24 protein-coding genes, 2 pseudogenes and 2 other annotated features are annotated in these 26394 nt (G+C 65.8%); of the genes and pseudogenes, 5 read left to right on the top strand and 21 right to left on the bottom strand.

Annotated elements, in window-relative coordinates; genetic code table 11:
- Positions 1–43 precede the first annotated feature (43 nt).
- The 17 genes and pseudogenes from FHS55_RS11005 to FHS55_RS10930 all read right to left on the bottom strand — a co-directional run bounded on the left by FHS55_RS11005 (position 44) and on the right by FHS55_RS10930 (position 16915).
- Positions 44–1531, bottom strand: coding sequence for a sugar ABC transporter ATP-binding protein (locus FHS55_RS11005; protein ID WP_183189767.1), 1488 nt, complete (start codon positions 1529–1531; stop codon positions 44–46).
- Between the two features lie 98 nt (positions 1532–1629).
- Entirely contained in the window at positions 1630–2610 is a 981-nt protein-coding gene (locus FHS55_RS11000) for a substrate-binding domain-containing protein (RefSeq protein ID WP_183189766.1), read from the bottom strand.
- A gap of 484 nt (positions 2611–3094) precedes the next feature.
- On the bottom strand, positions 3095–3844 hold the full coding sequence (locus FHS55_RS10995; protein WP_183189765.1) for a GntR family transcriptional regulator: 750 nt from the start codon (positions 3842–3844) through the stop codon (positions 3095–3097).
- Positions 3845–4207: 363 nt separating this feature from the next.
- Positions 4208–4987, bottom strand: a complete 780-nt coding sequence (locus tag FHS55_RS23250) for a CRISPR-associated endonuclease Cas1 (RefSeq protein ID WP_210286924.1) — start codon at positions 4985–4987, stop codon at positions 4208–4210.
- Entirely contained in the window at positions 4987–5220 is a 234-nt protein-coding gene (locus FHS55_RS23245; protein WP_210286923.1) for a hypothetical protein, read from the bottom strand. Before FHS55_RS23245 ends, FHS55_RS23250 begins: the two co-directional genes overlap by 1 nt.
- A gap of 12 nt (positions 5221–5232) precedes the next feature.
- Positions 5233–6000 carry a type I-E CRISPR-associated protein Cas6/Cse3/CasE gene (locus FHS55_RS10985; protein WP_183189764.1) on the bottom strand — a complete coding sequence of 256 codons (768 nt, stop codon included), beginning with the start codon at positions 5998–6000 and terminating at the stop codon, positions 5233–5235.
- Positions 5997–6665: a type I-E CRISPR-associated protein Cas5/CasD gene (cas5e, locus tag FHS55_RS10980; RefSeq protein ID WP_183189763.1), complete on the bottom strand. Its 669-nt coding sequence runs from the start codon at positions 6663–6665 to the stop codon at positions 5997–5999. Before cas5e ends, FHS55_RS10985 begins: the two co-directional genes overlap by 4 nt.
- Entirely contained in the window at positions 6662–7567 is a 906-nt protein-coding gene (gene cas7e / locus FHS55_RS10975; RefSeq protein ID WP_343056119.1) for a type I-E CRISPR-associated protein Cas7/Cse4/CasC, read from the bottom strand. Before cas7e ends, cas5e begins: the two co-directional genes overlap by 4 nt.
- A 7-nt stretch (positions 7568–7574) precedes the next feature.
- Positions 7575–7718: a hypothetical protein gene (locus tag FHS55_RS10970; protein ID WP_183189762.1), complete on the bottom strand. Its 144-nt coding sequence runs from the start codon at positions 7716–7718 to the stop codon at positions 7575–7577.
- Positions 7715–8911: a CRISPR-associated endonuclease Cas3'' gene (locus tag FHS55_RS10965; protein ID WP_183189761.1), complete on the bottom strand. Its 1197-nt coding sequence runs from the start codon at positions 8909–8911 to the stop codon at positions 7715–7717. The genes FHS55_RS10970 and FHS55_RS10965 overlap by 4 nt, the downstream gene beginning before the upstream one ends.
- Before the next feature lie 350 nt (positions 8912–9261).
- Positions 9262–9722: pseudogene (locus FHS55_RS23450) on the bottom strand (IS3 family transposase); the annotation flags it as partial.
- Positions 9298–9414 (bottom strand) — a sequence feature (AL1L pseudoknot). Its footprint overlaps the pseudogene before it by 117 nt.
- A gap of 490 nt (positions 9723–10212) precedes the next feature.
- Positions 10213–11507: pseudogene (locus tag FHS55_RS10955) on the bottom strand (IS3 family transposase).
- Positions 11069–11183 (bottom strand) — a sequence feature (AL1L pseudoknot). It overlaps the preceding pseudogene by 115 nt.
- A 153-nt stretch (positions 11508–11660) precedes the next feature.
- Positions 11661–12002, bottom strand: a complete 342-nt coding sequence (locus FHS55_RS10950; protein ID WP_183189759.1) for a hypothetical protein — start codon at positions 12000–12002, stop codon at positions 11661–11663.
- Entirely contained in the window at positions 11999–13621 is a 1623-nt protein-coding gene (locus FHS55_RS10945) for a GMC oxidoreductase (protein ID WP_183189758.1), read from the bottom strand. Before FHS55_RS10945 ends, FHS55_RS10950 begins: the two co-directional genes overlap by 4 nt.
- Positions 13618–15210 (bottom strand): amino acid ABC transporter permease/ATP-binding protein, encoded by a 1593-nt coding sequence (locus tag FHS55_RS23720; protein ID WP_183189757.1) that lies wholly within the window; start codon positions 15208–15210, stop codon positions 13618–13620. The genes FHS55_RS10945 and FHS55_RS23720 overlap by 4 nt, the downstream gene beginning before the upstream one ends.
- Positions 15211–15305: 95 nt before the next feature.
- Complete coding sequence (locus FHS55_RS10935) at positions 15306–16157, bottom strand: ABC transporter substrate-binding protein (RefSeq protein ID WP_183189756.1); 852 nt, start codon at positions 16155–16157, stop codon at positions 15306–15308.
- 101 nt (positions 16158–16258) lie between these two features.
- Positions 16259–16915 (bottom strand): helix-turn-helix domain-containing protein, encoded by a 657-nt coding sequence (locus FHS55_RS10930; RefSeq protein ID WP_183189755.1) that lies wholly within the window; start codon positions 16913–16915, stop codon positions 16259–16261.
- Between the two features lie 147 nt (positions 16916–17062).
- On the opposite strand from FHS55_RS10930, the gene FHS55_RS10925 reads away from it, so the two are divergent.
- Genes FHS55_RS10925 through FHS55_RS10905 form a run of 5 tightly spaced genes read left to right on the top strand, consistent with a single transcriptional unit; the run spans position 17063 to position 24302 of the window.
- Positions 17063–18211, top strand: coding sequence for an enolase C-terminal domain-like protein (locus FHS55_RS10925; protein WP_183189754.1), 1149 nt, complete (start codon positions 17063–17065; stop codon positions 18209–18211).
- The gene (locus tag FHS55_RS10920) at positions 18208–20316 is read left to right on the top strand and encodes a hydantoinase/oxoprolinase family protein (protein WP_210286921.1); all 2109 of its coding nucleotides are present in this window, start codon (positions 18208–18210) and stop codon (positions 20314–20316) included. Before FHS55_RS10925 ends, FHS55_RS10920 begins: the two co-directional genes overlap by 4 nt.
- Positions 20313–22070 (top strand): hydantoinase B/oxoprolinase family protein, encoded by a 1758-nt coding sequence (locus tag FHS55_RS10915; protein ID WP_183189753.1) that lies wholly within the window; start codon positions 20313–20315, stop codon positions 22068–22070. The genes FHS55_RS10920 and FHS55_RS10915 overlap by 4 nt, the downstream gene beginning before the upstream one ends.
- Complete coding sequence (locus tag FHS55_RS10910) at positions 22058–22810, top strand: SDR family oxidoreductase (RefSeq protein WP_210286920.1); 753 nt, start codon at positions 22058–22060, stop codon at positions 22808–22810. Before FHS55_RS10915 ends, FHS55_RS10910 begins: the two co-directional genes overlap by 13 nt.
- 16 nt (positions 22811–22826) lie before the next feature.
- On the top strand, positions 22827–24302 hold the full coding sequence (locus tag FHS55_RS10905) for a gamma-glutamyltransferase (RefSeq protein WP_183189752.1): 1476 nt from the start codon (positions 22827–22829) through the stop codon (positions 24300–24302).
- A 216-nt stretch (positions 24303–24518) separates the two neighbouring features.
- Here the strand turns inward: FHS55_RS10905 and FHS55_RS10900 are convergent, their stop codons facing one another.
- The 4 genes from FHS55_RS10900 to FHS55_RS10885 all read right to left on the bottom strand — a co-directional run bounded on the left by FHS55_RS10900 (position 24519) and on the right by FHS55_RS10885 (position 26349).
- On the bottom strand, positions 24519–24728 hold the full coding sequence (locus tag FHS55_RS10900; RefSeq protein WP_183189751.1) for an MBL fold metallo-hydrolase: 210 nt from the start codon (positions 24726–24728) through the stop codon (positions 24519–24521).
- A 185-nt stretch (positions 24729–24913) separates the two neighbouring features.
- Entirely contained in the window at positions 24914–25081 is a 168-nt protein-coding gene (locus FHS55_RS10895; RefSeq protein WP_183189750.1) for a hypothetical protein, read from the bottom strand.
- 184 nt (positions 25082–25265) lie between these two features.
- Positions 25266–25751, bottom strand: a complete 486-nt coding sequence (locus tag FHS55_RS10890; RefSeq protein ID WP_183189749.1) for a DUF1269 domain-containing protein — start codon at positions 25749–25751, stop codon at positions 25266–25268.
- 220 nt (positions 25752–25971) lie between these two features.
- Complete coding sequence (locus FHS55_RS10885) at positions 25972–26349, bottom strand: response regulator (protein WP_183189748.1); 378 nt, start codon at positions 26347–26349, stop codon at positions 25972–25974.
- Positions 26350–26394 lie beyond the last annotated feature (45 nt).

Raw genomic sequence — 26394 nt, 5'->3', positions numbered from 1 at the left:
GTGTCGCGCGGGCGATGAGCTAGGGTGTCCATGGCGCGGCCCGCTACTTCATCGCGAGGCCAAGCAGCTTTTCCTGCGTGGCTCCTTCCGTGGGAACGATGGCGCGCACGCGCCCTTCATGCATGAGCATCACCCTGTCGCAGACATCGATGACCTCCTGCAGTTCCGAGGAGATGTAGATGACCGAAAGGCCGTCTCGGGCGAGCTGGCGCAGCAGTTTCTGAATCTCCCACTTGGCATTGACGTCGATGCCGCGGGTCGGCTCGTCCAGCATCAGGATGCGGCACTTGCTCATCATCCAGCGGGCGAGAATGCATTTCTGCTGGTTGCCGCCGCTCAGTTCGGAAATGAGCTGGTGGCTGGAATGCACCTTCACGGGGATCGCGTTCACATAGCGGTCGGCGGCGCCGAAGGCGTCGAGCCAGCGTATGCCGAGCCGGCTGGCGAATTTGGCGAGGTTGGGCAGCACGATGTTCTCGGCCACCGACAGATCGGGAAACAGCCCGTCGCGCCGGCGCTCCTCCGGCAGGTAGACGAGGCCGGCGGCGATGGCATCAGCCGGGCCGGCAAAGGCGACGTCGCGGCCGAACAGCTTCACCGTGCCGGAGGCCCGCGGGGTGTCGCCGAACAGGCAGCGCACCGTCTCGGTGCGTCCGGCGCCGATCAGCCCGCCAATGCCGAGGATCTCGCCCCGGTGCAGGTCGAAGCTCACATTGGTGAACTCGCCGGGCCGGGAGAGGTCGCGCACTTCCATCACCACCTCGTCGGTGGCGGCGGAGGGGATGACGGCGCGCAGGTTCAGCTCCTCGACGTCGCGACCGGCCATGGCGCGGATCATCGCCTCCTTGCTGGTGGTCTGCGGGTCGAGATCGGCGATGTGGCGGCCGTCCCGCAGCACCGTGATACGGTCGGCCAGCGCGAGGATCTCATCGAGACGGTGCGAGATGTAAAGCACCAGCCCGCCCTCCTGGCGGAAGCGGCGGATGAAGGCGAACAGACGCTCGGCCTCGCGCTCGGTGAGCGCGGCGGTAGGCTCGTCGAAGATCAGCAGCCGGGCGCCGGTCGCGGTGGCGCGGGCGATCTGCACCAGTTGCTGCTGGGCGACGGTGATGGAGCCGGCGCGGGCCTGCGGATCGATGGTGGGGTCGAGCGCGGCGATATGGCGGCGCGCTTCCACCTCGGTGGCACGCCAGTTGATGAAGCCCCCCCGGGCTACCTGCCGGCCGAGCATGACGTTCTCGATCACCGTCAGGTCGGCGGCGAGGTTGATCTCCTGCGGCGCGATGGCGATCCCGGCGCGCTGGGCATCGCTAGGGGATGCGAAGTGCACGGGCTGGTCGTCGATGCGGATCTCGCCGGCTGTGGGCGTCAGCCGGCCGCAAATCACCGACATCAGCGAGGACTTGCCGGCGCCGTTTTCGCCGATCACCGCGACGACCTCGCCGGCCTTCACGCGCAGCGAGACGCCGCGCACGGCATAGACGTGGCCGAAGCTCTTCGACAGGTCGCGGACTTCGAAAGCGCTGTGCATGAAAGCGGTCTCGCGGGATCAGGGGGGCTGCTTCCGGGCAGGCGGGAAAGGTCCCGGCGGGACGGCGCCCGCCGGGAAAGTGCCTCAGGGGGAGCGGCTTACTTGCCGAGCGTTTCCTTGGTCATGAGGAAGCCGCCGGTGGCGTGATCCATCGGGATGGTGTGATTCTGCTTGGCCGAGACCAGGTAGCGCACGGCCCAGTAGCCGATTTCCCACTGCCGCTGGGCCGTGATGGCCGAGATCACTCCGTCCTCGATGAGCTGGTAGGTCTCTGGGATGTCGCCGGCGCCGACCACCAGCGTCTTGCCGACGCGCTTGGCGGCAATCACCGCGCGGGCGGCGCCGATCGGGGCGGAGGCGTTGGCGCCATAGATGCCGCCGAGGTCGGGCGTCGCCTGCAGGCCGCTCTCGGCCATCGACACGGCCTGTTCCAGATTGTCGTTGTCGGGCTGCTCGAAGGCGATCTTGATGCCGGGGTACTTCTTGGCCAGTTCGTCCTTGAAGCCCTTCACGCGGGCAACGTGGTTGGGCGCCGTGAGGCTGCCGACCAGGATGCCGACGCTGCCCTTGCCGCCGAGCTTCTCGCCGAGATAGTCCGCGGCGGTGCGGCCGTCCTCCTCGTCCTTGCGGTGGCCGACAAAGGGGAACGCCGCGTCGCAGAACGTGTCGAAGGTGATCAGGTTCACCTTGTTCTTCACCGCTTCCTTCAGAAGCTGGCTATTCGTCGCCGGGTCGAGGCAGGACACGGCGAGTCCATCGGGATTGCGGCCGATATCGGTCTCGATGCGGCGATTCTGCTGGTCGATGTCGGCCGTGGGCGGGGCGTCCCAGGTGTAGCTGACGTCGATGCCTTCCTTCTTGTACTCGGCAATGGCGAACTTCACGCCCTGCTCGACCACGTCGTACCAGGGGTGCACCACCTTCGGGATGAAGATGAGGTTCACCTTGCTGACAGGCTTGATCAGGGCGCCCTGATCGAAGCCAGCCGCCTGTGCGGAGCCGACGGTAAGGCACGGTGCCAGCGTCAACGCCAGAGCGGCGACCAGGGCTGTGCGGATAAGCGGTGTGCGAGCGTTCATCAATGTTTCCTTCATGGCGTCCTCCTTGAATGGCGCGGACTTCGTTGGTCCGCGCTCGGCTGTTGGTCTTGTCGTGACGTGCCGTTCCGGGCGCTTGGCCTCGGCCGGCACGAAGGCTTCGGGCATGCGCGCTCATTCGCGGCGCGGGATGCGCGCGGCGCGAGCGCTCGGACATGCGGGCGCGTTCGTCGCGCGGGGGGCGCGCGAGCGGCTTCAGACATCAGCCTATGCGACGGCTAGGGCGCGCGTGGCGCCAAGGACGTGCAGGGCGGCTTGATCAAGGGGATGGGCTGGCGGCGACGCCTGCGCCGGTCGACCTGCGGCGCGCGGGCGCGCCTTGAGCAGGTCGATCGGGATTTGCGGCGGTCAGGCCGGTCGGGTGTCCTTCATGCTGGCGTTTCTCCCATTCATTGGTGTTCCGCGAGTATTCTCGTCGGAGATTCCACCGCGCGCCTGCGCGGCAGTTGGTGCGCGCGGATGCGCGTCAATCGGTCGGTGCGCGTGCCTCGATCGTGACCTTGACGATGTCGCTGCGCACCCATGAGGTGTAGAAGTCGAAGGGTTTCTCGTCGCGGCCCCACGATACCGAGGTGACGAGGAGCAGAGGTGCCCCCACCGGCACTTGCAGATATTTGGCCAGTTCGGCGGTCGCGGCCTGCGCTTCGACACTGCGGCGCGCGCCGAACACACTGAAGCCGCCATCCCGCAGGGTGCGGTTGAGCGAGGCCTTCCCGGTCAGTACCTCACTGCCATCGAGGATTGGCGCCACATCCGGCACCAGATAATTGATCGACAGCAAGGCGATCTGCCCGTCGAGATAGCGCAGCCGCTTCAGCCTGTAGCCGGTGGCGCCGGCGGGCAGGCCGAGAGCCTCGGCGGCCGCCACGGGCAGGGCGGACAAGCCCGCCTTCACCACCTGCGTTTTTACATCGCGGCGGTGATGATCCACCTCCGCTTCAAAGAAGCCGTCGGCTACCTGTAGTGACCAGCCAGCCTCCAGAGGATCGACCACGAAGGCACCGCGACGCGGTACCATCTTGATGCGTCCCTTCTCCTGGAGGTTCCGCAACGTCTCGCGCACCGTCGAGCGCGCGAGATCGAAATGGCGGCACAGCTCGGTTTCAGCCGGAAGACGATCCCCCACAGCGTACTTTCCGGCATCGATATCCTCTTCCACCAGACGGACGAGCTGGAGGTAGTAGGGTTCCGGTGATTGGCGGTCGATGCTGCGCATGAAGGTCACAGGACTGGTTCGCGGTCTTGTACGTACAATAGGGCAGTTACCGACATTGGCAAGACGAATTTTGTCGCGGCCCGGCCGGTTTCGCCAACCGTGAGGGGTGAGCCTGCGCGCGGGCAAGAAGCCCTGCCGGCCGCGCCCTCCGGTGGCGACCGGCGCGTCCTGACGCCGGCCAGTGGCTGTCACAGGCTCATGAGAAAGGCCGGCAGCAATTCGCGTTCGCTGGTAATGTCGAGCTTGTCGTGATGCGCAGCTTCTGGTCCTTCACTTCGCCCAAGGAAGTATCCAGCAGCCGGGCGATCGAGGCGTTGTGGTGGCCATCGAAGGAGAGCTGCACGATCCGCGTCTGCCATTCGGTCAGCCCCTTCCGGTCTGCCGTGGCTGGGTCAAGGCCGCAGCCGCGTGAGCGGAGGCGCATAGCGCCAGCCTTGAGGTAGCGTCGGCTGACCGGCAACCTGGTTCTCGCGGAGGCCATTCTGGGAATGGTGAGTTTCTCAGGCCGAAGCAGCAAGGTGCGGGAGTGCCGTCCCGCAGCGTTGCACCTACGGTCATCGATCTCACAACCCCAGCCCTCTCTGCAGGCCAATCTCCCACTCGATCCCGCCGTCGCCGCGCCTGACCCCGGAAAGGTGGCGGCCGATCGCCGACAAGGCGCCGCGTGACACGTTCTATGGAGAGATGGGGCGTCTTCTTCTGAACTCCCACCGCCCGAAAGGCGCAGGGCACTGTCAGCTTGTCGCGAAACAGGTCGGCGATGTCGAGCACGAAGCTCTGGCCGGAATCCTCGTGAACGAAGCCGCGCTGGGGAATGGTCGCGGTCGCCGTCACCGCGATCGCCGCCGCTCCCTCGACCGCGCTGGCCGCATGGTTGAGGGCCTGGTTCGGAAAGTCGGCGGCAAGGGGATCGGCCCGGTCATAGCGCCGTCCCTTCCATTGGATGCCGAAACGCTCGGCGAGATTGGCGTACAGCGCCTTCACCCGTGCTCCCTCGATGCCACGGAGCACCGCTATGTCGCGATGAGGAAGCACCTCGCCGAGTCGCCAAGCATACATGCGGCGGGCCACATCCAGCCGGCCGCGATTGGCGTCGGCCCAGAGTTCAGCCTGCCGCCGGGCGAGGTGGGAGAAATCCGGCATCAGAGGCGGCGCCGTGTAGAGCCGCACACCGTCGAGCCCGGCCCCAGCAGGAGCAGCGAGATGGATTGGTGGGGAATGGTGTATTCGCCCCGTTCCACCGCACCGCCGCCGGCCGAGGCGAAGCGCAGGCAGCCTGCTTCGACCGTCAGTGCTCCTCGGTCGAGCAGCAGCAGCCCATGCCGGTCGGCATGGGGCAGGCGGGCGGTCTCCAGGCCGAGGCGTCCCAGCAGCATGGCTTGCTCCCCTCATGCCGTCTTTGGACGTTGCGGCGGGCGCAGCAGAAGCATGCCGTAACCATAGGCGCGGTGACGGCCGATGCCCGCGGCCAGCCGTCCGGCAAAAGCCTCGGGGTCGGTCACAACCAGCGTGCCATGCACCGTCGCGTCCGGCCCTTCGAGCCGCCGCCCCTTGCGCACAGCGACCTGCCGCCGAAAGCCGGCAAGGCGTGTCGTCTCTCTCTCAAGCCGTGCGGCGCCGACCAGGCGTTCGCCCAACCAGTCGAGATAAACCGCCTCGCGGCTCGGCAAATCCAGGCCTTCCGCCTTTGTCCGCAGGCTGCGCGCCAGGAAGGCGTCGACCTCAGCGCCCATGCGCAGCGAAACCGGCTCCCCCTGCTCGTTATGTCCGACAAGTTCGCTGTGAAGCCGCACCACCGGACGCAGTCGCACATCGAAGCCGAGCCGCTGGCCCTCCCGCCAGACAGAGACCGGACGAGGGATGGAGCGCAGGCGGTCAAGTCGGATGACGGCCTCCTGTCCAGGCGTCTGGCTGGCCAGCGCCGTTTGCCGCAGGGCGGAGGCATCCTGATCGGCATAGGCGTAGAGCGTTCCGGCCTGTCCGCCTTCGGCCACCAGCAGGCGGAAGGGCTGCAACGCGGCGGGACCAAAGGTTTCGCCCAGGAGGTGATGAAGCACCACCCCCTCGTCGACGCCGCCGCCCCCGAGATTGCGCGCCCCGGCCCAGAAATGCAGATCGCGCAACGCAATCGGCGCTTCGATCAAGTGCAGGCTCATGCGATCTCTCCCTCGCACACCGGATAGCTGCCGCCATGCAGCCCGGTCCGCCAGTTGCGCCGATCGGCAACATCGCGCCGCGTGCCGCCGCCGTCCTCCGCCGGCCATAGCGCGCGCCCGGCGAGACCGAGCGCGGCCAGGGCCGTGCGCGCATTCGCTCCCTCGACCCATCCGCCGACGAGGCGTGCACAGGGCAGGCACGGCTTGCGACCGAGGAAGAGCGGGCGGGCCGGCCGGTCAAGCGCCTGCGCGAGGGCGTCGAGACTGGGACCATCCGGGACATCAAGCAGGCGTAACACGACGCGGCACTCGTGATCCGCGAGATAGTCGCGGCGGCGGCGGTGCGGCGAATCATAGGTAGCACCCGCCCGTTCGTCCGGCCTCCCCCAGGTGGTCCAGCCGCGATCATTCGCCTCCAGCTTGGCGTTCTGGGTATCGGTCAGCAAATGCCCCGCCCGGGCAATGAGCGCGCCGAACACCAGCCGGTCCTGCAGGGCCTGATGCGCCGCCCCATCCGCGCGACGCCATCCCAGAGCATTGCCGAACAGTCCCGTAAGCGCGGAGGCGGAGGGGAAGTCGCGCGTCGGCCCGACGTGATCGATGGCCACGTCGCCGAAGGCCATGAGAGGGGCGGCAAGGCGCAGATGCAGCCAGCGCAGGGTCATGATGTGGCAGGCTCCGCAAGCGTGAGCGGCAGGGTGCCGGCAAAGCGCGCCAGATCGGCCAGCGAGCCCCGTTCCGCACCGGGCATGTCGGTGTTCACCAGCGAGAGAAAGTGCCGCGTCTCGCCGGTGGCATAGGTCTCATCGAGCCTGGCGAGATGGCCGACCAGCCGTCCGATCGCCACCCCGGCATTCGCCGCGCAGGGGTCGCGGAACGCCTCGGCCAGCGAGCGGGGCTGGCGGTCGCCGGCCTCGACCAGCAGGAAGGAGGCGCGCGAATAGGGCGCCGTCGAGCCGATCTTGGCGCCGGGCGATACCTCGGCGATCCGATAGAGCAGATTGTGCAGCACCGCGCCGGCAAGCGCCGCATCCCCAGCCAGATTGGAGAGAAGGCCGGGGATGTCGACTACGACATAGCCATAGAACAGGCCCGAGGTGAGCTCGGTTTCCTGAATGGTGTCGGCGCCGGTATCCTCCTCGCGGGCGAGATCGTCGGCGGCGATGAAATAGTCGCTTTCCGCCTCCTCGGCGTGGACGGTGAAGGCGTGCGCCACATGCACCGGCGCATCGATATTGGCGCGTGGGTCGGACGTGACCATGCGGCCGAACAGGGCGGCGGTGAGGCCACCGGGCAGCTTCGCTCCCTCCCCAAGGGCCTTGAGATTGGCCTTGTCGGTCTTACGCCATTCCTTGGCGAGTTCCTCCGCCGCCCTCGCATCTCCCGCCGCGCTCGTCGCCAGCCGCCTTGCCTCGGCGGTGAGAAAGGCGATCTCGGCCTCGCCCAACAGCAGGGTCTGGCGGGACTTCTTGTCCACGCCGTTCTTGCCGTAGACGGCCACCAGCAGCGCCTCGCGGATCGGCTTGAGCACGGCCTCATCGATCCCGCCCGTCCAGCCATCCAGCACCTTGCGGTCAATGACCTCGCGCGCCCAGCGCCAGGTGGTCCCGCGCCATCGCGGCCTGCACCGCGGTCATATAGGCGTCGGAGGCGTGCACCTCGTCGATCACGAGCAATGCCCGGCTCAACGTGGCGCCGCGAAGATGGGCGTATTTCACCTGAAGCCCGCCGAGCGCCGCTGATCGACCGTACCGACAGCCACGCGCGCGGCGAGGAAGCGGGCGGAGTGCTCGGCCGCCCAACGCGTCGGCCTCTCCTGCGCATCGTCCCAGAGCATGGTGAAATCCGGCAGGCGCATGCCCGCCGCCTCGCCGGCTCTCACCTGCCCGGGAATGGCCAGCACGGCCTCGGGTGGATCGGCGAACATGCGCTGCAGCGCTTCGTTGACCCGGCGCTGGAGCTGTCGCGCCGCCGCACGAGTAGGCACGGCAAAGTAGAGCGCCTCGATTTCGCCGGCGGCCAGCAGCGTGGCAAAGCGCCAAAGCGCCGCCTCCGTCTTGCCTGCCCCCGTTTCGGCTTCCAGCAGAACCAGACGCTCACCGGGCGGAACGGTCCCTATCGCTGCTTGCGCCGTCCTCGGCGCCACATGGTCGGAAATCAGCGCCCAACCCGGTTCGCCGCGCAAGGCGAGGCCGTGCGGCGACAGGCCGATCTCCCGTACGCGCCGCTCCGCCTGCGCCTGTGCCGTGCGCCAATAATCCGGCCGAAACGCCGCCTCGAACGGGAAGGCGCGCCGGTCCGAGCCTATCCAGTCGGCCAGCGTGAGCAGACCGCAGAAAAAATGCACGAAACGCGGCGATGCCGGCGGCGGACGAACGGTCGGGAGATCGGGAAACCAGGCGAGTAGCGCCTCGCCCATATGCTGTTCCTCGGCCTTCCAGTCATAGGCGACATGGCGAAGCGTGTAGAAAGGGCTGGCAAGGCCCGATTCGGGCTCTACGACGGGTCGGCCATGGTGCGCGAACAACGCCAGCAGCCATGTGCGGATAGCGGGCCAACGCGCCACATGCCCCGCCGTCCCCGCGAGGGACTTGGCGTCGAGCGTGCGGGTCCAGAGCCAGCCGCATTCCAGATGACCGCGCAGCGGCACCCCGTGTGGCTCTGACCAGCCCTTAGCCTGAAAGCCGGGCGCAAGTTTGCCGATGTCATGCAGAAAGACAAGGACGGCTAACGCACGTAATTCAGAATCCTCTAAAGGGCGCCGCAGCGCCGCATCGGCCCTGCGTCGAAAGATGGGCTGGCCCAGTAGAGACAAGAAGACAGCTGCGACGTCAGCTGAATGATGAATGAGATGATGAAAGCTCTGTCGGTCGGATGAACACTTCCCCCATGAGGGAGCTCCGCCGCCCATGTCCGGTGCCTCTGGGATCACGTTGACTTATGACTATGTCGACAACGGAAGTAATGCCCACACATCATACCACCCTGCAACCATGACATGTACGCCATGCCATGGTTACTACAGATTCGCCACTTTTCGGTATTATAGTGCCAAAAGGATCATCGACAGGCGCTACGGCTGAAACCAGCCTGTATGGCCGGAGTATGGATGGGGCGCCGCCTCCGCATCGCCAACGGATAGAGACCAGCATGGGCGCAACGGCCGAGTGGCGAAAGTTCGCCCTTTCTCGGGCGAACGAACGCGACCCTGGAAGCCGTCAAGCCGCCGTGATGTCGGTTTGGCTGGGCTGCTCATTGGCATTCGGTCCGCCTGCCAACATGCTCATGATAGGTTGACCGGGCGATCGGCAAGACCTTGCAGATCGGCTCGACCCCCTAGGCACCGCGGTGATCGTCGATGAAGGCGATCATGACCGGTGTCGGCGGTCGAACTCCGCTTGGGCAAAATACGCCGATGCCTTGGGTAGGATCGCATTCGCCTACCGAAGCTCCCGGCTCTCGCGATCCAGAGCCTTGAGCTTGGCCGCCATATCCACCGTCAGACCGGGCTTGCGGCCGCTGTCGACCTCGGCCCTCTCGACCCACTCGTTCAGCATCTGCGCCGTGCAGCCGATCTTGCTCGCTATCGACATGATCGCTACCCAGCGCGACGGATGCTCGGCCTCGTGATCCAGCGCCGATCGGACCGTAGCAGAGGAAACGTCGGGTGGACGAAAACTGTTCCCCTTGTTCCCCCGGTTCCCCCGAGAATGGGGTGACATCCGCACGCTCTTCACCCGATGATGAGGCCCGATTGGCATCCGCCTCATCGTCACCATGCTCGCAATACATCGCCCACGCTTCCATGAGCGTGCGCCGCTTCTCGAGCGCATCGCCGCGGCGATAGGCACGCTCGACTTCATCACCCACCGTATGCGCCAGCGCGGCTTCGGCGACCTCGCGCTGGAACGTTGTCTCCTCACCGACCCAATCACGGAATGCCGAACGGAAGCCGTGCACCGTGTACGCGCAGTCCAGCCGGCGCCGTTGCATGTCGAAGGCCATGACCGACGAGGGCTTCGCCTTCCGGGCACCGGGAAAGACGAACATGTCGCTGTCCGGAACGTCGCAGCCCGGGGGCTTCATGCCAGTCAGGAGCTCGATCGTGCGCGCCGGGAGCGGCACCCGATGCTCGCACCCCGCCTTCATGCGATGCGCTGGCACGGTCCAGACTGAACCGCCCCGGCTTCACCGGAGGCCATTTGGTTCAAGTCACGCCGCCATGGCTGGCTCACCGAGCATGACGTAGTAGCGTTCCTCGGCTTCGGCCGGCGAGATGTTGCCGATAGGCTCCAGCAGCCGTCGATTGTTGAACCAGTCGACCCAGATCAGCGTGGCGAACTCGACAGCCTCGAAGGATTTCCAAGGACCTCGGCGATGGATCACCTCGGCTTTGTAGAGGCCGTTGATCGTCTCGGCCAGGGCGTTGTCATAGCTGTCACCGACGCTACCGACAGAGGGCTCGATGCCCGCCTGAGCCAAGCGTTCGGTGTAGCGGATGCTCACATATTGCGAGCCGCAGTCGCTATGATGCACCAGGCCGCGATGGGCGGGCCGTCGCTGGTGGAAGGGCCTGCTCCAGCGCATCCAGCACGAAGCCGGCATGAGCGGTCCGGCTCACCCGCCAGCCGACGATGCGGCGGGCATAGGCGTCGATCACATCAGCGCAAATGCGGAGCATTTGTCGCGAGGCGAGGTAGACGAAGCCCGCCCAGGTGCTGACATAGGTGAAGTCGGACAGCCAGAGCCTGTTCGGCGCCGGCGCATGGAACACCCGGTTCGCATGGTCCAGTGGGCACGGCGCCCCCTTGTCCGAGATGGTCGTGCGGACCGGCTTGCCGCGGATCACACCGGCCAAGCCCATGCCCTGCATCAGCCGTTCGACGGTGCAGCGCGCCACGTCGAACCCCTCGCGCATCATCTGTCGCCAGACCTTGCGCGCTCCATAGACCTCGAAGTTCTCGGCGAACACGCGCTCGATCTCGGGCCGCAAGGCCGCGTCCCGTAGCGCCTGTGCCGAGCACTTCGACGGATCAAGCCGCCGGGCGACATGCGCATGATAGGTCGATGGGGCGATCGGCAGGACCTTGCAGATCGGCTCGACCCCATACGCACCGCGATGATCATCGATGAACGCGATCATGTCTTCGACCGGCGGTCGAGTTCCTCTCACCCGACAGGCGAATGCCTGCATTCGCCGATGGGGGCCATGCGAAATATGCAGATGCCTTGCGCAGGATCTCGTTCGCCTGCCGCAACTCGCGGTTCTCGCGCTCAAGGGCCTTCAGCTTCGCCGACACATCCGTCGTCATGCCGGCCCGCTTATCGGCATCAATCTCAGCCTTCTTCAGCCACTCGTTCAGCAAGTGTGCCGAGCAGCCGATCTTGGTCGCAATCGACACGATCGCCTGCCAGCGCGAAGGGTGTTCAGCCTCGTGGTCCAGCACCATCCGTACCGCGCGAGCGCGCACCTCAGGCGAGAACTTGTTCGTCGTCTTGCTCGTCATAGCCCCATCCTCTCAGGAGATGGGGCCTCCGGCAAAGCCGGGGCGGTTCAGTTCAGCCCCCAGGACGACGCTTACCCTCAATATCGGGCGAGAATCGATGGTGAATCCTCGTGAGGTACCATACAGTTAAGGCGTATTCCCCAAGCCGATGGCCTAGCGGCGCTCCTGCCCGGCATAGCCGAGAATGCTGCGGACTTCCGGTAACATGAAGTACGCGCCTGCCATCAGTTGAAGCACAGCGTTCAACGTTTTCGGATCGTCGACCTCGATCTCTCGGACGATGTCCTCGGCGTGACTGCCACGCGCCTGTTTGGCGAGCGACCGTGCCGTGGCCAGCAGATCTGGCCTTGCGCCAAGTGCCCGGTCTATGGGGGGGCCGCACAATTCGACGTCGGACGCCGAAGGCATGTGCGCAAAGCGTGGGATCAGCACGTCGGCGATCGCTGACAGCGCCTGTCGCTCATCGGGTGTCAACGTTTGCGGTGCGGCGTTCATTGAGATTGTCCGCGCGTCGCGATCAGGCGCTCGGCGGCGCGCAGGGCGAGCGCCGCGATCGTCGCTGCCGGGTTGGCGCAGGAGCCGGTGACGAGGGTGCTGCCATCCACGATGTGCAGCCCCGGAACGTCGTGCGAGGCGCCGAAGCGGTCAACCACCGACGTCGCCGGGTCGTCCCCCATCCGGCAGGTTCCAAGCGGGTGCCATCCATAGTCGGGTAGCAGCGGGACGGTGAGAGTGCGCGTAGCACCCGCAGCTTGCAGCGACTCCTCGGCGCGGGCGAGGTTGAAGGCCAGCATCGCCTTCGAATTCTCCGACAGCCTGTAATGAAGGATGGGGATCGGATTGCCGTCGCTATCAAGCCTTGCGGAATCGATCTCCACCCGGTTCGTTTCTTCCGGCAGATCTTCGCAGATGATGCCCCAGACACCGCTTCGGCCGAGCCAGGCGTCGACATGCCGGTGCAGCGCTTCGCCCCAGAGCGGTTCGTTCGGCCACGGAAACAGCGCAGCGCCCAGCGGCCCGCCAGAGGGGCCCAGATTCCACTTCGCTCCCCGGACGAACCCGGCATCAGCGCGGGTGTTAGCGAACTCGAGCGAATAGACCGTCTGGCCCCAGTGGCCTTGCGAGCTTTCCAGGGGCTCGTCGAAAAGCCCTACAGCCCGGCTGAACGGGTGCAGCATCAGCCGTTTGCCAACCAGCCCGGAACTGTTGGCAAGACCGTTCGGGAACAGGGCAGAGCGGGAGGCCAGCAGAAGCCGGGCGGTTCCGATGGCGTTGCCAGCGAGTATGACCGTACGGGCGCGTGCCTTGCGCTCGACACCGTCCGCGCCCTTGAACACGACGCCGTCCGCGCGCCCATGCGCGTCGAGAGTCACACGGGAGACGCGTGCGCCGGTCATCAGCCTTGCGCCACGCGCCTCGGCGATGGGCCAGTGGGTGATGTCGACGCTGGTCTTGGCTCCGACCGGGCAGCCTTGCCCGCAGACGCCGAGCTGAACGCAAGGCTGACGGCCCAGATACTGGCGGCTGGTAATTGCGTTAGAGCCGGGCCAGCAGTGCCAGCCAAGCTTCACATGTCCTTCCATGATCTTGCGGCCGATGGGAGACAGCGGCAGCGCTTCCATCGGGTAGTCGGGCTGGGGTGGCATCGCCGGATCGCCATTGCGGCCAGACACGCCGAAATCGACGTCGATCCGGTCGTAGAAGGGCGCAAGCTCCTCGTAGGAAAGCGGCCAGTCGTCGCCGACACCGTCGGTCGAATAGGTGCGAAAGTCGGATGGCATGAAGCGCATCCATTGCGCGCCGTAGAGCACGGTGCCACCGCCAACGCCATTATACATCATCGGCTTGATGTCCGAGCGGCTATCGTCGATGAGATAGTCGCCGGGGCCGCGGCGAATATTCGGGCTGGCGCTCCACGGGCCGAAAGAGGTCAACTCCCAGTCGTCGTGCTCGCCGCGATAAGATGCGGGATCGGGACGTGGCCCCTGTTCCAGACACAACACGTCCACGCCGGCTTCCGCCAGCCGCCGGGCGACCACGCCGCCCGAGAGTCCGGCGCCGACGATCAGCACCTCCGCGGTAAGCGCGTCGCGGTCGAGCGGATCGGTATTCACGCCACTTCCTCGTCGGCGACTTCATTGCCAATCACGCTCAGGAACCGGCGCGTGCGCTCCTTGCTGGGCTTGTCGAGTATGTCGGCGGGCGCCCCTTCCTCGACGATGCTGCCCTCGTCGAAGAACACCACACGGTCGGCCACCTCACGGGCGAAGCGGATCTCGTGGGTGACGATGATCATCGTCATGCCGGCTTCGGCGAGTGCGCGCATCACGTTCAGCACCTCGCCGACCAACTCGGGATCGAGCGCGGATGTCGGCTCGTCGAACAGCATGAGGCGTGGCTTGACCGCGAGGGCGCGGGCAATGGCGACACGCTGCTGCTGGCCGCCGGACAGATGCTGCGGCAGATGGTCGGCGTGGCTGGACAGTCCTACTGCGGCCAGCAGCCGGCGCGCCAGCGCCTCCGCCTCCGCTCGCGGCACGCCGTGGACCCGCACTGGCGCTTCCATGATGTTTTCGAGCGCGGTCAGATTGGCGAACAGGTTGAACGACTGGAACACCATGCTGACGCCGACCTCCGCGCGTGCCTTGGCGCGGCCGGAGGTTGGCCTGAGCCGACCGTTCTCCTTCACATAGCCGACATATCGGCCGCCGACGCGAATCTCGCCCTGGTCGATGGATTCGAGATGATTGACCAGGCGCAGCAGCGTGGACTTGCCCGATCCGCTCGGGCCGATAACCGCGACGACCTCGCCGGGCTTCACGTTGAAGCTGATGCCCTTGAGCACATCACGCTCGCCATAGGCCTTCCAGACATTGGCGCATTGCAGGAACGGTTCGTCCGATGCCGCGGGGGCTGCCGCCGGAATGAGCTCGCGCACCGCCTCGACACGCGAGGCCTTCGTGGCGCGGACCGGCGTGGCGGCAGGGGCGGGCGCGGTCGTCCTGCGCCCCCGGCCCAGCCATCCGCGCGATCCTGTCTGCTGGCGCCGTTCTGGGTCGAGCGAGCGCTCGATCAGCATCTGGGCGATCGAGATGATGCTGGTGAGCAGCAGATAGATGAGGCCGGCGCCGGCGAAAACGGTGAAGAACTTGAAATTCTCGCCGACGATCTGCTGGGCGCGGAAGGTGAGTTCGTTGACGAAGATGACGGAGGCCACCGACGTCATCTTCAGCATGCCGATCGTGTCGTTGGCGAGCGCGGGAAGGATGGCGCGCATGGCCTGCGGCAGCACGATGCGGCGCAAGGTCAGCATGGGGCCCATGCCGAGCGAGGATGCCGCCACCGCCTGCTGCGGGTTCACCGACAGGATGCCGCCGCGAATGATCTCCGCCGAGAAGGCGGCCTGATTGAGCGAGAAGCCGATGACGGCTGTGGTGAAGCTGTCGAATTTGAGCCCGATCAGCGGTAATGCATCGAAGATGAACACCAGTTGCAGGAGCAGCGGCGTTCCGCGCATGACCCAGATATAGACCCAGGCGATACCGCTGATCAGGCGGTATTCGCTTATGCGCATCAGGGCGAGAACGAGACCGAAGGCAAGCCCGATCACCATCGACACGACGGTGATCTGGAGGGCGAGAACAGCGCCGGCCCAAAGGAAATCGGATGTGAAATAGCTGAGGACTTCGGTCGCCCACTCCATCGGATTACTCCCAGGAGAAACATGAAGGCGCGCCGCGAACCAGCGGCCTCGGGGAGGCCGCCGGGCGATCGCGCGTATAGATCAGCTCTGGCCGATCAGTTGGTCTTGAGTTCGGCCGGAAGTTCAAGTGCCGGATCGACGCCGTACTTCTTGAACACTTCCTGCTGGCCGCCGGAGGCCTGCACAGCCTTCAGTCCGTCAAGCAGCGCCTGCGCGAGCGCGGCGTTTCCCTTCTTCACCGCGGTGCCGATCTGGAAACCGCTGATGATGCCGTAGGCGCGCTCATAGACCGTCGGGTTGTCGGCGATAGTGCGGTCGACGAGCGCGAGGTCTGTCAACATGATGTCGGCCCGGTTGTTGGCGACGAGGCGGAAGCCCGCTGCGTGATCGGGATAGGTCATCACCGTCACGGTTTCCTTGCCACCGGCGACGCATTTGCCGCCGAGTTCCTTCATCTGCGCCTCTTCGACCGTGCCGAGGCCAACGGCGACGGTCTTGCCGCACAGATCGTCGTTCGACTTGATATTCTTCGGGTTGCCCTTCTGCGTGATCGCGCCAGTGCCGGCCTTCATGTAGACGACGAAATCGGCCTGCTGCACCCGCTTGGCGTTGTAATAGATGTAGAACATCAGATCCATCTGCCCGGCCACGACCGAGGGGAAGATGCCCGACCAGGCGGCCGGCCGGATCTCGTATTTCACGCCGATGCAGTCGAAGACCTTCTTGGCGAGATCGATGTCGGAACCGACGAGAGTGTTGGTCTTCGGATCGAGGAAGGCATAGGGCGGGGTCTGGCCGTCGGCACCCATCAGCAGGGTCTTGCCGGCAAGTTCCGGATATTTCTGGGCGACCTTTTCAGGCTCGCATTTCGGCGCGTCGGCAAGAACCGGGCCGCCGATCAGTAGTACGGATGCAGCAACGGCAAAGCGTAGCATAGACGAACGCATGGCTGTTCTCCATAGATATAATATACTGGAAGTTGTATTTATTTGAGCGTTATCTCGCTGCGACGCCGGTCTCCGCCGGCCTGCAAAGGCGATCGTTGCGCCTATTTCTCCGCCCGGCCGGGCCGAGCCGAGGGATGCATGAACCGCTCGACGGGCGCGGACGCCCCGCGCGGATTGTAGGATACCGACAATATGTGAGCGTCATTCTTGCTCACGCAGACGTAGACATGCTTCATCCCGCTGTCGAAATAGGTGCTTTCGCCCGGCCCGACGCGGAAAGGGGCGTACTGATCGGTATGGATTTCGATCTCACCGCTGATGACGTAGACGAACTCCTCGCCCTCATGCTGACCCCAGTCCGCAAACTCATCCGGAGAGCGCGCGGTGACCCACATCTCAAGCGGGATCATGTTCTTGCGGGAGATCTCGGTCGAATGAGCCAGATAGGTATATTGCTCGGTCGAGAACGGCACGCCCTGACCGTGGGCGGTCTGGGTCTTGCGACCGCTGACTGTCGGCTTCAAGCCCGGGGTAACGAACTGCTCGATGGCGATGCCCAGGCCCTCGCAGAGCCGGATCACCACGTCGAAGGACGGCGACACCTCGCCCCGCTCGATCTTCGACAGGTTGGACACCGAGACCCCGGTGCGCTGCGCCACCTCGGCGAGCGTCAGCTCGGCATCCTGCCGCACCAGCTTCAGTCGTTCGCTTACCGCGTTCGAGCCGACGGAAGTCCTCTGCACCTGCGGCTTTGTCATCGATCTGCCCGCGTTCCTTCACCGGTCACGCCATCCATATCGAGAAGATAATTTCACCAGGAAGAAAAAATCAACTTGATTCTCGCATCGGAAATAATTTTCATATCAGGGAATAGTCGCCGTCAAACTAGGCAGGAGAGTGCCCCCGTGAAGATCAAGGCCGTAGAAGCCGTCCCGTTCGCATTGCCCATCCGGCGGCGCTTTCGTTGGAACGGCTTGGATCAGGAGCTCGGAGAATTCGTGCTCGTCCGCGTTGTTTCCGATACGGGAATCGTCGGCTATGGCGAGGCCACTCCGCTCGCCACTTGGGGCGGTGAATATGGCCGGCATGGCGGCGAGACGCTGGTGACGGTGAGCCACATGGTGGGCTCGGTGATCGGCCCTCAACTGATCGGCCGCGATCCCACCGAGATCGGGGCGATCATCCCGCTCATGGATGAACTCGCGATTGGTCACACCTACGCCAAATGCGCGATCGAGATGGCGTTGCACGATCTCTGGGGCAAGGCAGTCGGCCTGCCGGTGCATCGGCTGCTTGGTGGCGCCGTCCGCCCCGGCGTCGTCGTGGCGCACATGGTCGGGTTGATGGAGATTGGGGAAGCGATCGCCGAGGCCGAAGCTGCCAGCGCCGATGGCATCAGGGCTCTGCAGATCAAGGGTGGACAGGATGCCGAGCGGGACATCGAACTAATGCACGAGCTGCGTCGCCGGCTGCCCGGCATGCGCCTGCGGCTCGATGCCAATCAGGGCTACCGGCCGCTCAAGGTGGCCTTCGATGTGTCGCGGCGGCTTGAGGGCGCGGGAATCGACTACATCGAGCAGCCCGTCGCCGGCCTGTCCGATACCGCTCGCGTGACGGCGGAGAGCCGCGTCAAGATCATCGCCGACGAGAGCTGCTGGTCGCCGCGTGACGCGCTCGACCTCGTCGCCGCGCGGGGCGCTGATGCGATCTCCATCTATCTCGCCAAGGCCGGCGGCCTGCGCCGCGCGGGCGAGGTCGCCGCCATCGCGGAGGCGGCCAGCCTTCCGTGCGACGTCAACGGCTCCATCGAATCCGCCATCGGCAATGCCGCCAACCTGGCCTTTGCGCTGTCCGCACGCGCGGTATGCCTTCCCGCCGTCATCCCCATCTCGGCGCCGGCCGGCACCCACCCGTGCAAGATCGGCGGGCACTATTTCGAGGACGATGTCATATCCACGCCCTTCCCCTTTGCCGACGGCATGCTGCTGCCGCTGGAGGCCCCCGGCCTTGGCATCGAGGTGGACGAGGCCAAGGTCCGGAAGTACGCGCTGTGAGCACGCCGATCGCATTGAGCGCCACGGGCAGTTTCCGGCTCGCCGTCGATATCGGCGGCACCTTCACCGATGTGGTGCTGCTGGCGCCGGACGGCCGCCTCTCCACGACCAAGGTCCCCTCGACGCCGGACGACTATGCGAGAGGTGTCATCGAGGGGTGCCGGCAGATTCTCATGCGCGAGAATGTGGCCGCTTCGGACGTTTCCGAGATGCTGCACGCCTCCACGGTCGCCACCAACGCCATATTGGAGGGCAAGGGCGCGCGTACCGCGCTCGTCACGACGGAGGGTTTTCGCGACGTGCTGGAGCTGCGGCGCATCCGCGTGCCACGGCTTTACGAGCCGCTCTACCGCAAGCCACCACCCCTCGTGCCGCGCCGCCATCGCTTCGAGGTGGCGGAGCGCGTCGGCCCACGCGGCGAGGTGCTGCGTGCGCTGGACGAGGCTGCCTTGCCTGGCATCGCCGGTCAGATCGAGGCGGCCGGGATCGAGGCGGTCGCCGTCTGCTTCCTGCATTCCTACGCCAACCCGGACCATGAGCGCCGCGCCGGCGAACTGTTGCGCGCGCTGCTGCCGGATTGCTTCGTGACGCTCTCGGTCGACGTGCTGCCGGAGATCCGCGAGTACGAGCGCACCAGCACCACCGTCATCAACGCCTATGTCGCGCCGCCGGTCAGCCGCTATCTGACCTCGCTGCGCGCCGGGCTGGACAAGGAGGGCATCACGGCGCCTCTGTTCATGATGCAGTCCTCCGGCGGCATTCTCGATCTCGAAACCGTGCTGCAGCGGCCGGCGCTGGTTGTGGAAAGTGGTCCGGCGGCGGGCGTGATCGGCGCGGGCTATGTCGGGCGCCGCGCCGGTTTCGAGAACGTCATTGCTCTGGACGTTGGTGGCACCACTGCCAAAGCGTCGGTGGTCGAGCGCGGGCGCTACCTCACCACGGACGAGTATGAAGTGGGCGGCGGCATTTCACTGTCGAGCCGCCTCGTGAAGGGTGGCGGCTATGCACTGCGGCTTCCGGTCATCGACGTGTCGGAGGTCGGCACGGGTGGCGGCAGCATCGTTCGCCTCAATACCGCCGGCAATATCAGTGTCGGCCCGCAGAGTGCCGGCGCGATGCCGGGGCCGGTTGCTTATGGCCGGGGCGGCGTCGAGCCGACGGTCACCGATGCCAATGTGGCGCTAGGCTATCTCAACCCGGTGGCGATCGCCGACGGCACGGTGGCGATCGACCTGGCCGCCGCGCGTGCCTCGATCGAGCGCAAGGTGGCCACGCCGCTTGGCCGCTCGGTCGAGGAAGCATCCTATGGCGTCCTTGCCATCGCCAATGCGCTCATGGCTCGTTCGGTCCGTTCGGTCACCACCTCGCGTGGCCGCGACCCGCGCGACTTCGCTTTGCTGGCCTTCGGCGGCGGCGGCGGTCTGCATGCGGTCGGTCTTGCCGCGTCTCTCGGCATGCGCCGGGTGATCATTCCCCCCGCCGCCGGCGTGTTCAGCGCCTTTGGTCTTCTCTATTCGGAGATCGAGTTCGCGCAGTCCCAAGGCTTGCTGACACAGCTTGATGGCGCCGATCCGGTGAAGCTGGACGACGCCTTCTCCGCTCTGGAAGCCAGCGTCCTGCACCATCTCGGACGGCCGGCCGACACGGTCCGGCTGCGCCGGCGGCTCGACCTGCGCTATGCCGGCCAGGCGTTCGAACTCGCCGTCGACATGCCGGACGGCGCCTTCGATGCCGCCATGCGTGACGCACTTGCCGCCGCGTTCGACGAGGAGCACGCCCGCACCTACGGCCATAGCCTGCCGCGGGCCCATCCGCGCGAGATCGTGACCCTGCGCGTGATCGGAACGGTCATCACAGAGCGGCCGGAGAGTCATCTTCCGGCGCGTCCGCGACAAGGCGAGGTGTCGACCCGCCCGGCTTATTTCGGCGAAGAGGGTTGGCTCGAGGCGCGCATCGTCGAGCGCCATGATCTTGCAGCGCCACTGAACGGCCCGCTCATTGTCGAGGAGCCGGACGCGACCATCATCGTTCCGCCCGGTTGGACCGCCAGCCTCGACGGCCGGCTCAATATACTGATCGACCAGACCGTGGAGGTGCCGGCATGAGTGACGCGACCGCGAAAACAGGGAGCGCGACCACCGATCCGCTGCTGCTGGAAGTCATCCGCAACGGCCTCGACACCGTCGCCGACGAGATGGCGCTGATCCTGATGCGGACCGCCTACTCGGCCATCATCCGCGATTCCATGGATTATTCGACGGCGGTCTGCGACGCCGAGGGCGAGATCGTCGGTCAAGGCCTGACCACGCCGATGCATCTGGGCAGCTTCCACGATGCGATGCACCACCTGATTCGCGAATATGACGGCGACATCCGCGACGGCGATATCTTCATCGGCAACGACCCCTATCTCGCCAGCGGTCAGCACCTGCCGGACATCTACATCATCAAGCCATTCTTCCATAAGGCGCGGCTGGAGGGCTGGGCGACCACTATTGCCCATCATGTCGATGTCGGCGGGCTGGTGCCTGGCTCCAATTCCATCGGCGCGACCGAGATCTATCAGGAGGGGCTGCGCCTGCCCTTCCTCAAGCTGCGCGAGGATGGTGTCGACGATCCCAAGATCTGGCGCATCGTCGCGGCCAATGTGCGCGTGCCGCATCTCGTCCTTGGCGATCTGCGTGCGCAGGTCGCCGCGGCGGAGGCCGGCGTCCGGGGCCTCGACGAGCTGTACACGCGCTTCGGCGCCGACATCACGCGGCAGGCGCTCGCGGATCTGCACGACCTCGCCGAACGGATGGCACGCCACCACATCGCGGCGATTCCCGACGGCGTCTATCGGTTCACCGATCACATTGACGGCCTTGGCGACAATCCCGTGCCGATCATTCTCAATGTGGCCCTGACGGTCAGCGGCGACACCATCGTCGCCGATTGGGAAGGCACGGCGGCACAGGTGAAGGGCGGCATCAATGCCCCGCTGTCGTTTACCAAGTCGAACGTCTATGCCGCGTTGCGCTCGGTGATGCCGCAGGAAATGCCGAACTGCCACGGCTACACGAGGCCGATCACCGTGCGCGCGCCGGAGGGGACGCTGGTCAACTGCACGCTGCCGGCGCCCTGTGGCGCGCGCGGCATCACGGGTTACCGGATCATCGACTGCATTTTTGGTGCTCTCGCACCGGCACTGCCTGACAGGGTGACGGCGGACGGAGCCGGAGGCTCGACCCTGCCGACCTTCGCCGGGCAGCATGAAGGAAGTCCGTTCGTGTTCTCCGAGTGCATCATGGGCACCTGGGGCGCCAGCCGCGACGAGGACGGGCAGGACGGCGTGCCGCATATGGGTTCCAATCAGTCCAACGTCCCCGTCGAGATGATCGAGGCCGGCTATCCGCTCCGCATCGAATATTATGGGCTTGTGCCCGATACCGGCGGCATTGGCCGGCGGCGCGGTGGCCTTGCGCTGCGCCGCGACTATCGTGTGCTCACCGACGACTGCTTTCTCGGCGTGCGCTCGGACAAGCGGGCCTTTCGGCCGCACGGGCTGTTCGGCGGCGGCGAGGGAACGCCCTCGATGAACCTCGTCACCGATGGCAACGCATCCACGGTGCTGCCCGTCCTGCCGACCGCGCCGCTGACGCTCCGCAAGGGCGCGCTGTTCAGCCATGTCATGGCGGGTGGCGGCGGATTTGGCGATCCGCTGGAGCGCGAACCGGAACGCGTGCGCGACGACGTGCTGGATGGACGCCTCTCACGTGAAGCGGCGCTGCGCGACTATGCCGTGGTGCTCACCCCCGCGCACGCCATCGACTGGGACGCGACCCGCGCGGCCAGGGCGGAACGGGAGTGCGTGTCATAGCCACCATCCTCATAGCGGGCGGTGCGACCGGCATCGGGCGTGCCAGCCTGCAGGCCTTCCGCGCCCAGGGCGACAATGTGTTTCTGGTTGATATCAACCGGGAGGAAGCCGAGGCGGCGTGTGTTGAAACAGGGGCTGGAGCAGCAGAAGTGCTGATCGGCGATCTTACCGATCCAGCCCTGCCCAAGGCGGCGATTGAAGCCGCCCTGGAAGCCTTCGGCAGCCTCGACACGGTGTTCGTGAATGCCGGGCTGCTGCGCGCGGCCGCGCTCACGGATTGGACGCTCGCCGACTGGCAGGCCAGCCTGGCGGTGAACCTTACCGCGCCGTTCCTGTTCGCGCAGGCGGCGGCGCCGGCGCTGAGGGGCTCGCCCAATCCGAGCCTTCTCTTCACGTCGTCGACCGGTGCGCTGCGCGGGCACGCCGGCATGCCCGCCTATCATGCGACCAAGGCCGGGCTCGTCGGGCTGTGCCGCAGCCTCGCCGACGAGCTGTCGCCCCAGGGTATCCGGGTCAACTGCCTGCTGCCGGGCTGGGTAGACACGCCGTTCAACGGTCCGTTCTGGTCGCACCAACCCGACAAGCAACTGGCCGAGCGCGACCTTGTCGCGGGAATTCCGCTCCGCCGGCAGGGAACGGCGGAAGAGCTCGCCGCCACCGTGCTGTTCCTTGCTTCGCCCGCCGCCGCCTACATCACCGGCGCCTCGCTGGTGGTGGATGGTGGCTATACCGCAGTCTAAGCCGTCGAGAGTTTCCATGCACGTCGCCGACCCGTTCTCCTCGCAGCAGCGCCCGGTCCTGTTCGGCAATCGCGGGGCCGTCGCCGCGGCGCATCCACTGGCGGTCACGGCCGCCACCGAGATGCTGACGGCCGACGGCTCGGCCGTGGATGCAGCGATTGCGGCGCAGGCCGTGCTGTGTGCGCTGTCGCCTGACAATTGCGGCCTCGGCGGTGATCAGCTCTGCCTGGTGCGCACTGGTGATGGCGTGGTGACGGCAGTCAACGGCACGGGTGCCGCTCCCGCCGCGATGAGCCGGGCCGATACCGACGGGGGAAACAGCGTCACGGTTCCCGGCATCGTCGATGCCTGGGTCGAGATGAGCCGTCGCTGGGGACGACTGCCGCTCGGGCGTGTCCTCGCGCCTGCCATCCGCCTCGCTGAGGACGGGATACTGGTCGGCGCGGATCTCGCACAGACCTTTCGCACGTACGAGGCGCGGCTGGTGCGTGGCGGGGCGCAGGATTGGGCTCTGCGCGGGGCGCCGGCCGGTACACGGCAATCCCAGCCGGAACTGGCCCGCCTGCTTGAAGCCATCGGCGAGACCGGCCGCGACGCTTTCTATGCGGGGGATATGGCCGTAGCGCTCTGCCGAGCGATCGAACGCAGTGCCGGCGTGATGAGTCTAGCGGACCTCGACCGGCATGAAACCGTCGTCGCTCCGCCCATAACCACGGATTGGCGTGGCATGCGGCTGCACGTTCAGCCGCCCATCTCGCAGGGTATCCTGCTGTCGATGGTGCTCGCGGCTGAGGAGAAGCTCGCTCATTCTTCGCCAGCGTCGCGCGATCACATCGGTATCGAACTTACCGCGAGCAGTTTCTCCTTCCGCGATCGCGCCAGCGAAGGTGCTACGCTGCTGTCGGAACCACTCGCGGTCGATATCGAAAAAGCGAGCGGCAGGACCGGGCCGCGTGCCTATCTCCACACGGCGGGGGTGGCGGTCGCCGACCGCGACGGCCTTGTCGTCTCCTCGCTGATCAGCGTGTTCGACAGTTTCGGCTCGGCCGTTTTCGTGCCCGAGGGCGGCTTCACGCTGAACAACCGGGCCGCCGGGTTCACCGTTGCGCCGAACGATTGCGCCGGCGGGAAACGTCCGATCCACACGCTAGCGCCAGTGCTGCTGGAGACCGAGACCGGGTGTCTCGCGCTGGCGACGCCGGGTGCCGATGGACAGGTGCAGACGCTGACGCAGGTGCTCACCAATATGTTTGTCGGCAGCGACGATCTCGCGACCGCCATTGCCCGTCCGCGCTGGCGGAGTCAGGACGGTAGGCTGCTGGTCGAGCGTGGCCATCGGCACGGCGCAGAACTCGCAGCGAAGGGCCACGACGTCGAATGGCTAAAGGACGGAGATCTGCGTTTCGGGGCGATCGTCAGTGCGGGTCTCAAGGACGGCCAACCCATTAGCTGCGCCGACTGGCGCCGCGAGACATGGGCGGGCGTTTCGTGATGTTCGGCATTTTGGTGGCTTCGCCGCACTTTTCTATGCAGTGATCTTGTCCATAACGGACCTTCCGAGCCGCCGCTATGGGTCAACACACGTCATAGGGCTATGGCGAACACATAGTTCTCTTCTAGGTCACTCGCGGCCCGCCAAAATTTTTTCCTAAGTTATTGAATTGCAGAAAATTTTCTGCGGCGGGCTTGGTGTCTACTATTTGTGTTCCTAATTGAGATCGGCTGTTGAGTCGTCTCTAACCGCTTGCTTGACACTGATGGCGTTCTTCTCGCGCAGGGTTTTGAGACCGGTTACATGGCAGACTTTCGCGAGATCTCTCAGGACTACGCCCAAGGTGCGATCAAAGCGGTAATCCTCCTGAATGGGGGTGCTGCTGTTGCCCTCCTCAGCCAAGTCGGTGCATTGGCCGTTGGTCATCTGTTAGGCTCGATCCGAGCTCCGATGATTTTATGGGCGCTGGGGGCGGCTCTCGGTGGCGCCTCTGTCTCTGCTTTGTTTCCTGGTGGGATGTGTCGTTCTTGCCTGTACTCTAGGTGGCTGAGCCGGCTTGGCATGATGCCATGCGGAGGCTGACCTCCTTTCGCCTTCGTGCAAGTCCGACCTCAACCGTCCTCGGTATTGTCCAGCCCGCCCGACGCCAGCAGGCGCACCACGCGGCTCTGGCAGTCCCGACGAACTTCCGACACCTCGAATGTCCGGTCCCCCATGAGGATCTTGTCGCTCTGCTGCGTGGTGCTGTTGGCGGGGTAGCGCGTGAGATCCACGCTCAATTCGAGGCTCTGCCGCTCCCGCCGGAACCGCAAGATCCATGACGCGGGGGTGCTCCGATCCGCCGGAATGGGCGACCCGAGATGGCGGGAGACACCGGTGACCCGTGTCTCCCGCCATGCCACGCGCGGGTTGTGGAGGGCTCGGCGGAGGCCTCGGCCTGAGGCCTCCCGGAACCGGAAGTTCTCAGGCGCCCTTCAGCGCGGCCTGCAGCTTCTCTTCCTGCTCGTGCGTCAGGTTGGTATGAAGGACGGTGCCGCCGAACTTGGCCATGTCCTCGACCACCTTGTCCGCCGTCACCTTGCGGATGAGGACGCACAGCGCCGCCTGACCCTGACCGAGCGCGGAACTGGCATCCTTGATGAAGTCGTCATTGATGCCCACGTCGGTGAACTTGCCCGCCAGCGCGCCGGCACCCGCGCCCACGGCCATGCCGATCAGCGGGTTGAGGAAGAGCAGTCCCACGAGGCCGCCCCAGAGCCCGCCCGAGGCCGCGCCGGCAAGTGTCGTGTTCACCATCTGGTGCAGCTTGATCGTGCCGTCTTCCTGCCGGACCGCCACAACCGCATCGCCAAGCTCGATCAGATATTCCTTCTGGAGCTTCAGAAGCTCCTGCCGCGCGGCCTCCGCCTTGGCTTCGGACTCGTAGGCAATGATGACGATGTCGGCCATTTCACTCTCCAGACTGTGCAGGCCGGTTCGCGCTGAACCCGCCGGGCGGCATACAAGGCATGTTCGCGCCCCTACGCAACAGCCCTTTGACGGCCATCCGCACGGATGAGGGGCCGTCCGTCCTCGCGCGACCCCTCAGCACAAGCCGACGGTGCCGGGATCGGCGCGGTGCGCGGCGGCGGCGGACGATGGCGCGGGGATGTTAACGGCCGAGCCGGAATCAGCCGGCATCCCCCGACAGCAGGCGACCGATCGCGTCGGTGATCGCGTGGTCATTATAGGGTTTTGAGAAGAACCGGCTTCCCTCGGGAAGGTGGCTCTCTGCGAGCATCGCCTTGCCGGAAGCCACGATCAACCGCACCGGCGGCCAGCGCTCGCGGATGTAGTGGGACAGCCGGATGCCATCCATCGTTCCCGGCATCTGCACATCGGTAAAGACCAGATCGACGTCGGTTCTCGATTCGAGAATCCGAACGGCCTCTTCGGCGCTGCTGGCTTCCAGCGCAAGATAACCCGCGGATAGAACAAGGTCCACGGCACTCATTCGAATGATCGCGCTATCCTCGACGACGAGGATGACCGCCTTGCCCCTGAACATCACTTACTCGGGTTGTGCAAGCCGAAGGTTTCGCCGGCTGATGAT

It is taken from the genome of Ancylobacter tetraedralis (assembly GCF_014195655.1).
Classification (GTDB): domain Bacteria; phylum Pseudomonadota; class Alphaproteobacteria; order Rhizobiales; family Xanthobacteraceae; genus Ancylobacter; species Ancylobacter tetraedralis.
This window is presented reverse-complemented; position numbering and strand designations above follow the sequence as displayed.

Coding starts and splice junctions, on each gene's coding strand:
- FHS55_RS10935 (WP_183189756.1), bottom strand. CDS start 16,157: ATGCGTTCGTCTATGCTACGCTTTGCCGTTGCTGCATCCGTACTACTG.
- FHS55_RS10930 (WP_183189755.1), bottom strand. CDS start 16,915: ATGACAAAGCCGCAGGTGCAGAGGACTTCCGTCGGCTCGAACGCGGTA.
- FHS55_RS10885 (WP_183189748.1), bottom strand. CDS start 26,349: ATGTTCAGGGGCAAGGCGGTCATCCTCGTCGTCGAGGATAGCGCGATC.
- FHS55_RS10995 (WP_183189765.1), bottom strand. CDS start 3,844: ATGCGCAGCATCGACCGCCAATCACCGGAACCCTACTACCTCCAGCTC.
- FHS55_RS10915 (WP_183189753.1), top strand. CDS start 20,313: ATGAGTGACGCGACCGCGAAAACAGGGAGCGCGACCACCGATCCGCTG.
- FHS55_RS10905 (WP_183189752.1), top strand. CDS start 22,827: ATGCACGTCGCCGACCCGTTCTCCTCGCAGCAGCGCCCGGTCCTGTTC.
- FHS55_RS11005 (WP_183189767.1), bottom strand. CDS start 1,531: ATGCACAGCGCTTTCGAAGTCCGCGACCTGTCGAAGAGCTTCGGCCAC.
- FHS55_RS10965 (WP_183189761.1), bottom strand. CDS start 8,911: ATGGGCGGCGGAGCTCCCTCATGGGGGAAGTGTTCATCCGACCGACAG.
- FHS55_RS10950 (WP_183189759.1), bottom strand. CDS start 12,002: ATGAACGCCGCACCGCAAACGTTGACACCCGATGAGCGACAGGCGCTG.
- FHS55_RS23250 (WP_210286924.1), bottom strand. CDS start 4,987: ATGCCGGATTTCTCCCACCTCGCCCGGCGGCAGGCTGAACTCTGGGCC.
- FHS55_RS10890 (WP_183189749.1), bottom strand. CDS start 25,751: ATGGCCGACATCGTCATCATTGCCTACGAGTCCGAAGCCAAGGCGGAG.
- FHS55_RS23720 (WP_183189757.1), bottom strand. CDS start 15,210: ATGGAGTGGGCGACCGAAGTCCTCAGCTATTTCACATCCGATTTCCTT.
- FHS55_RS10985 (WP_183189764.1), bottom strand. CDS start 6,000: ATGAGCCTGCACTTGATCGAAGCGCCGATTGCGTTGCGCGATCTGCAT.
- FHS55_RS10900 (WP_183189751.1), bottom strand. CDS start 24,728: ATGACCAACGGCCAATGCACCGACTTGGCTGAGGAGGGCAACAGCAGC.
- cas5e (WP_183189763.1), bottom strand. CDS start 6,665: ATGACCCTGCGCTGGCTGCATCTGCGCCTTGCCGCCCCTCTCATGGCC.
- FHS55_RS11000 (WP_183189766.1), bottom strand. CDS start 2,610: ATGAACGCTCGCACACCGCTTATCCGCACAGCCCTGGTCGCCGCTCTG.
- FHS55_RS23245 (WP_210286923.1), bottom strand. CDS start 5,220: ATGCTGCTGGGACGCCTCGGCCTGGAGACCGCCCGCCTGCCCCATGCC.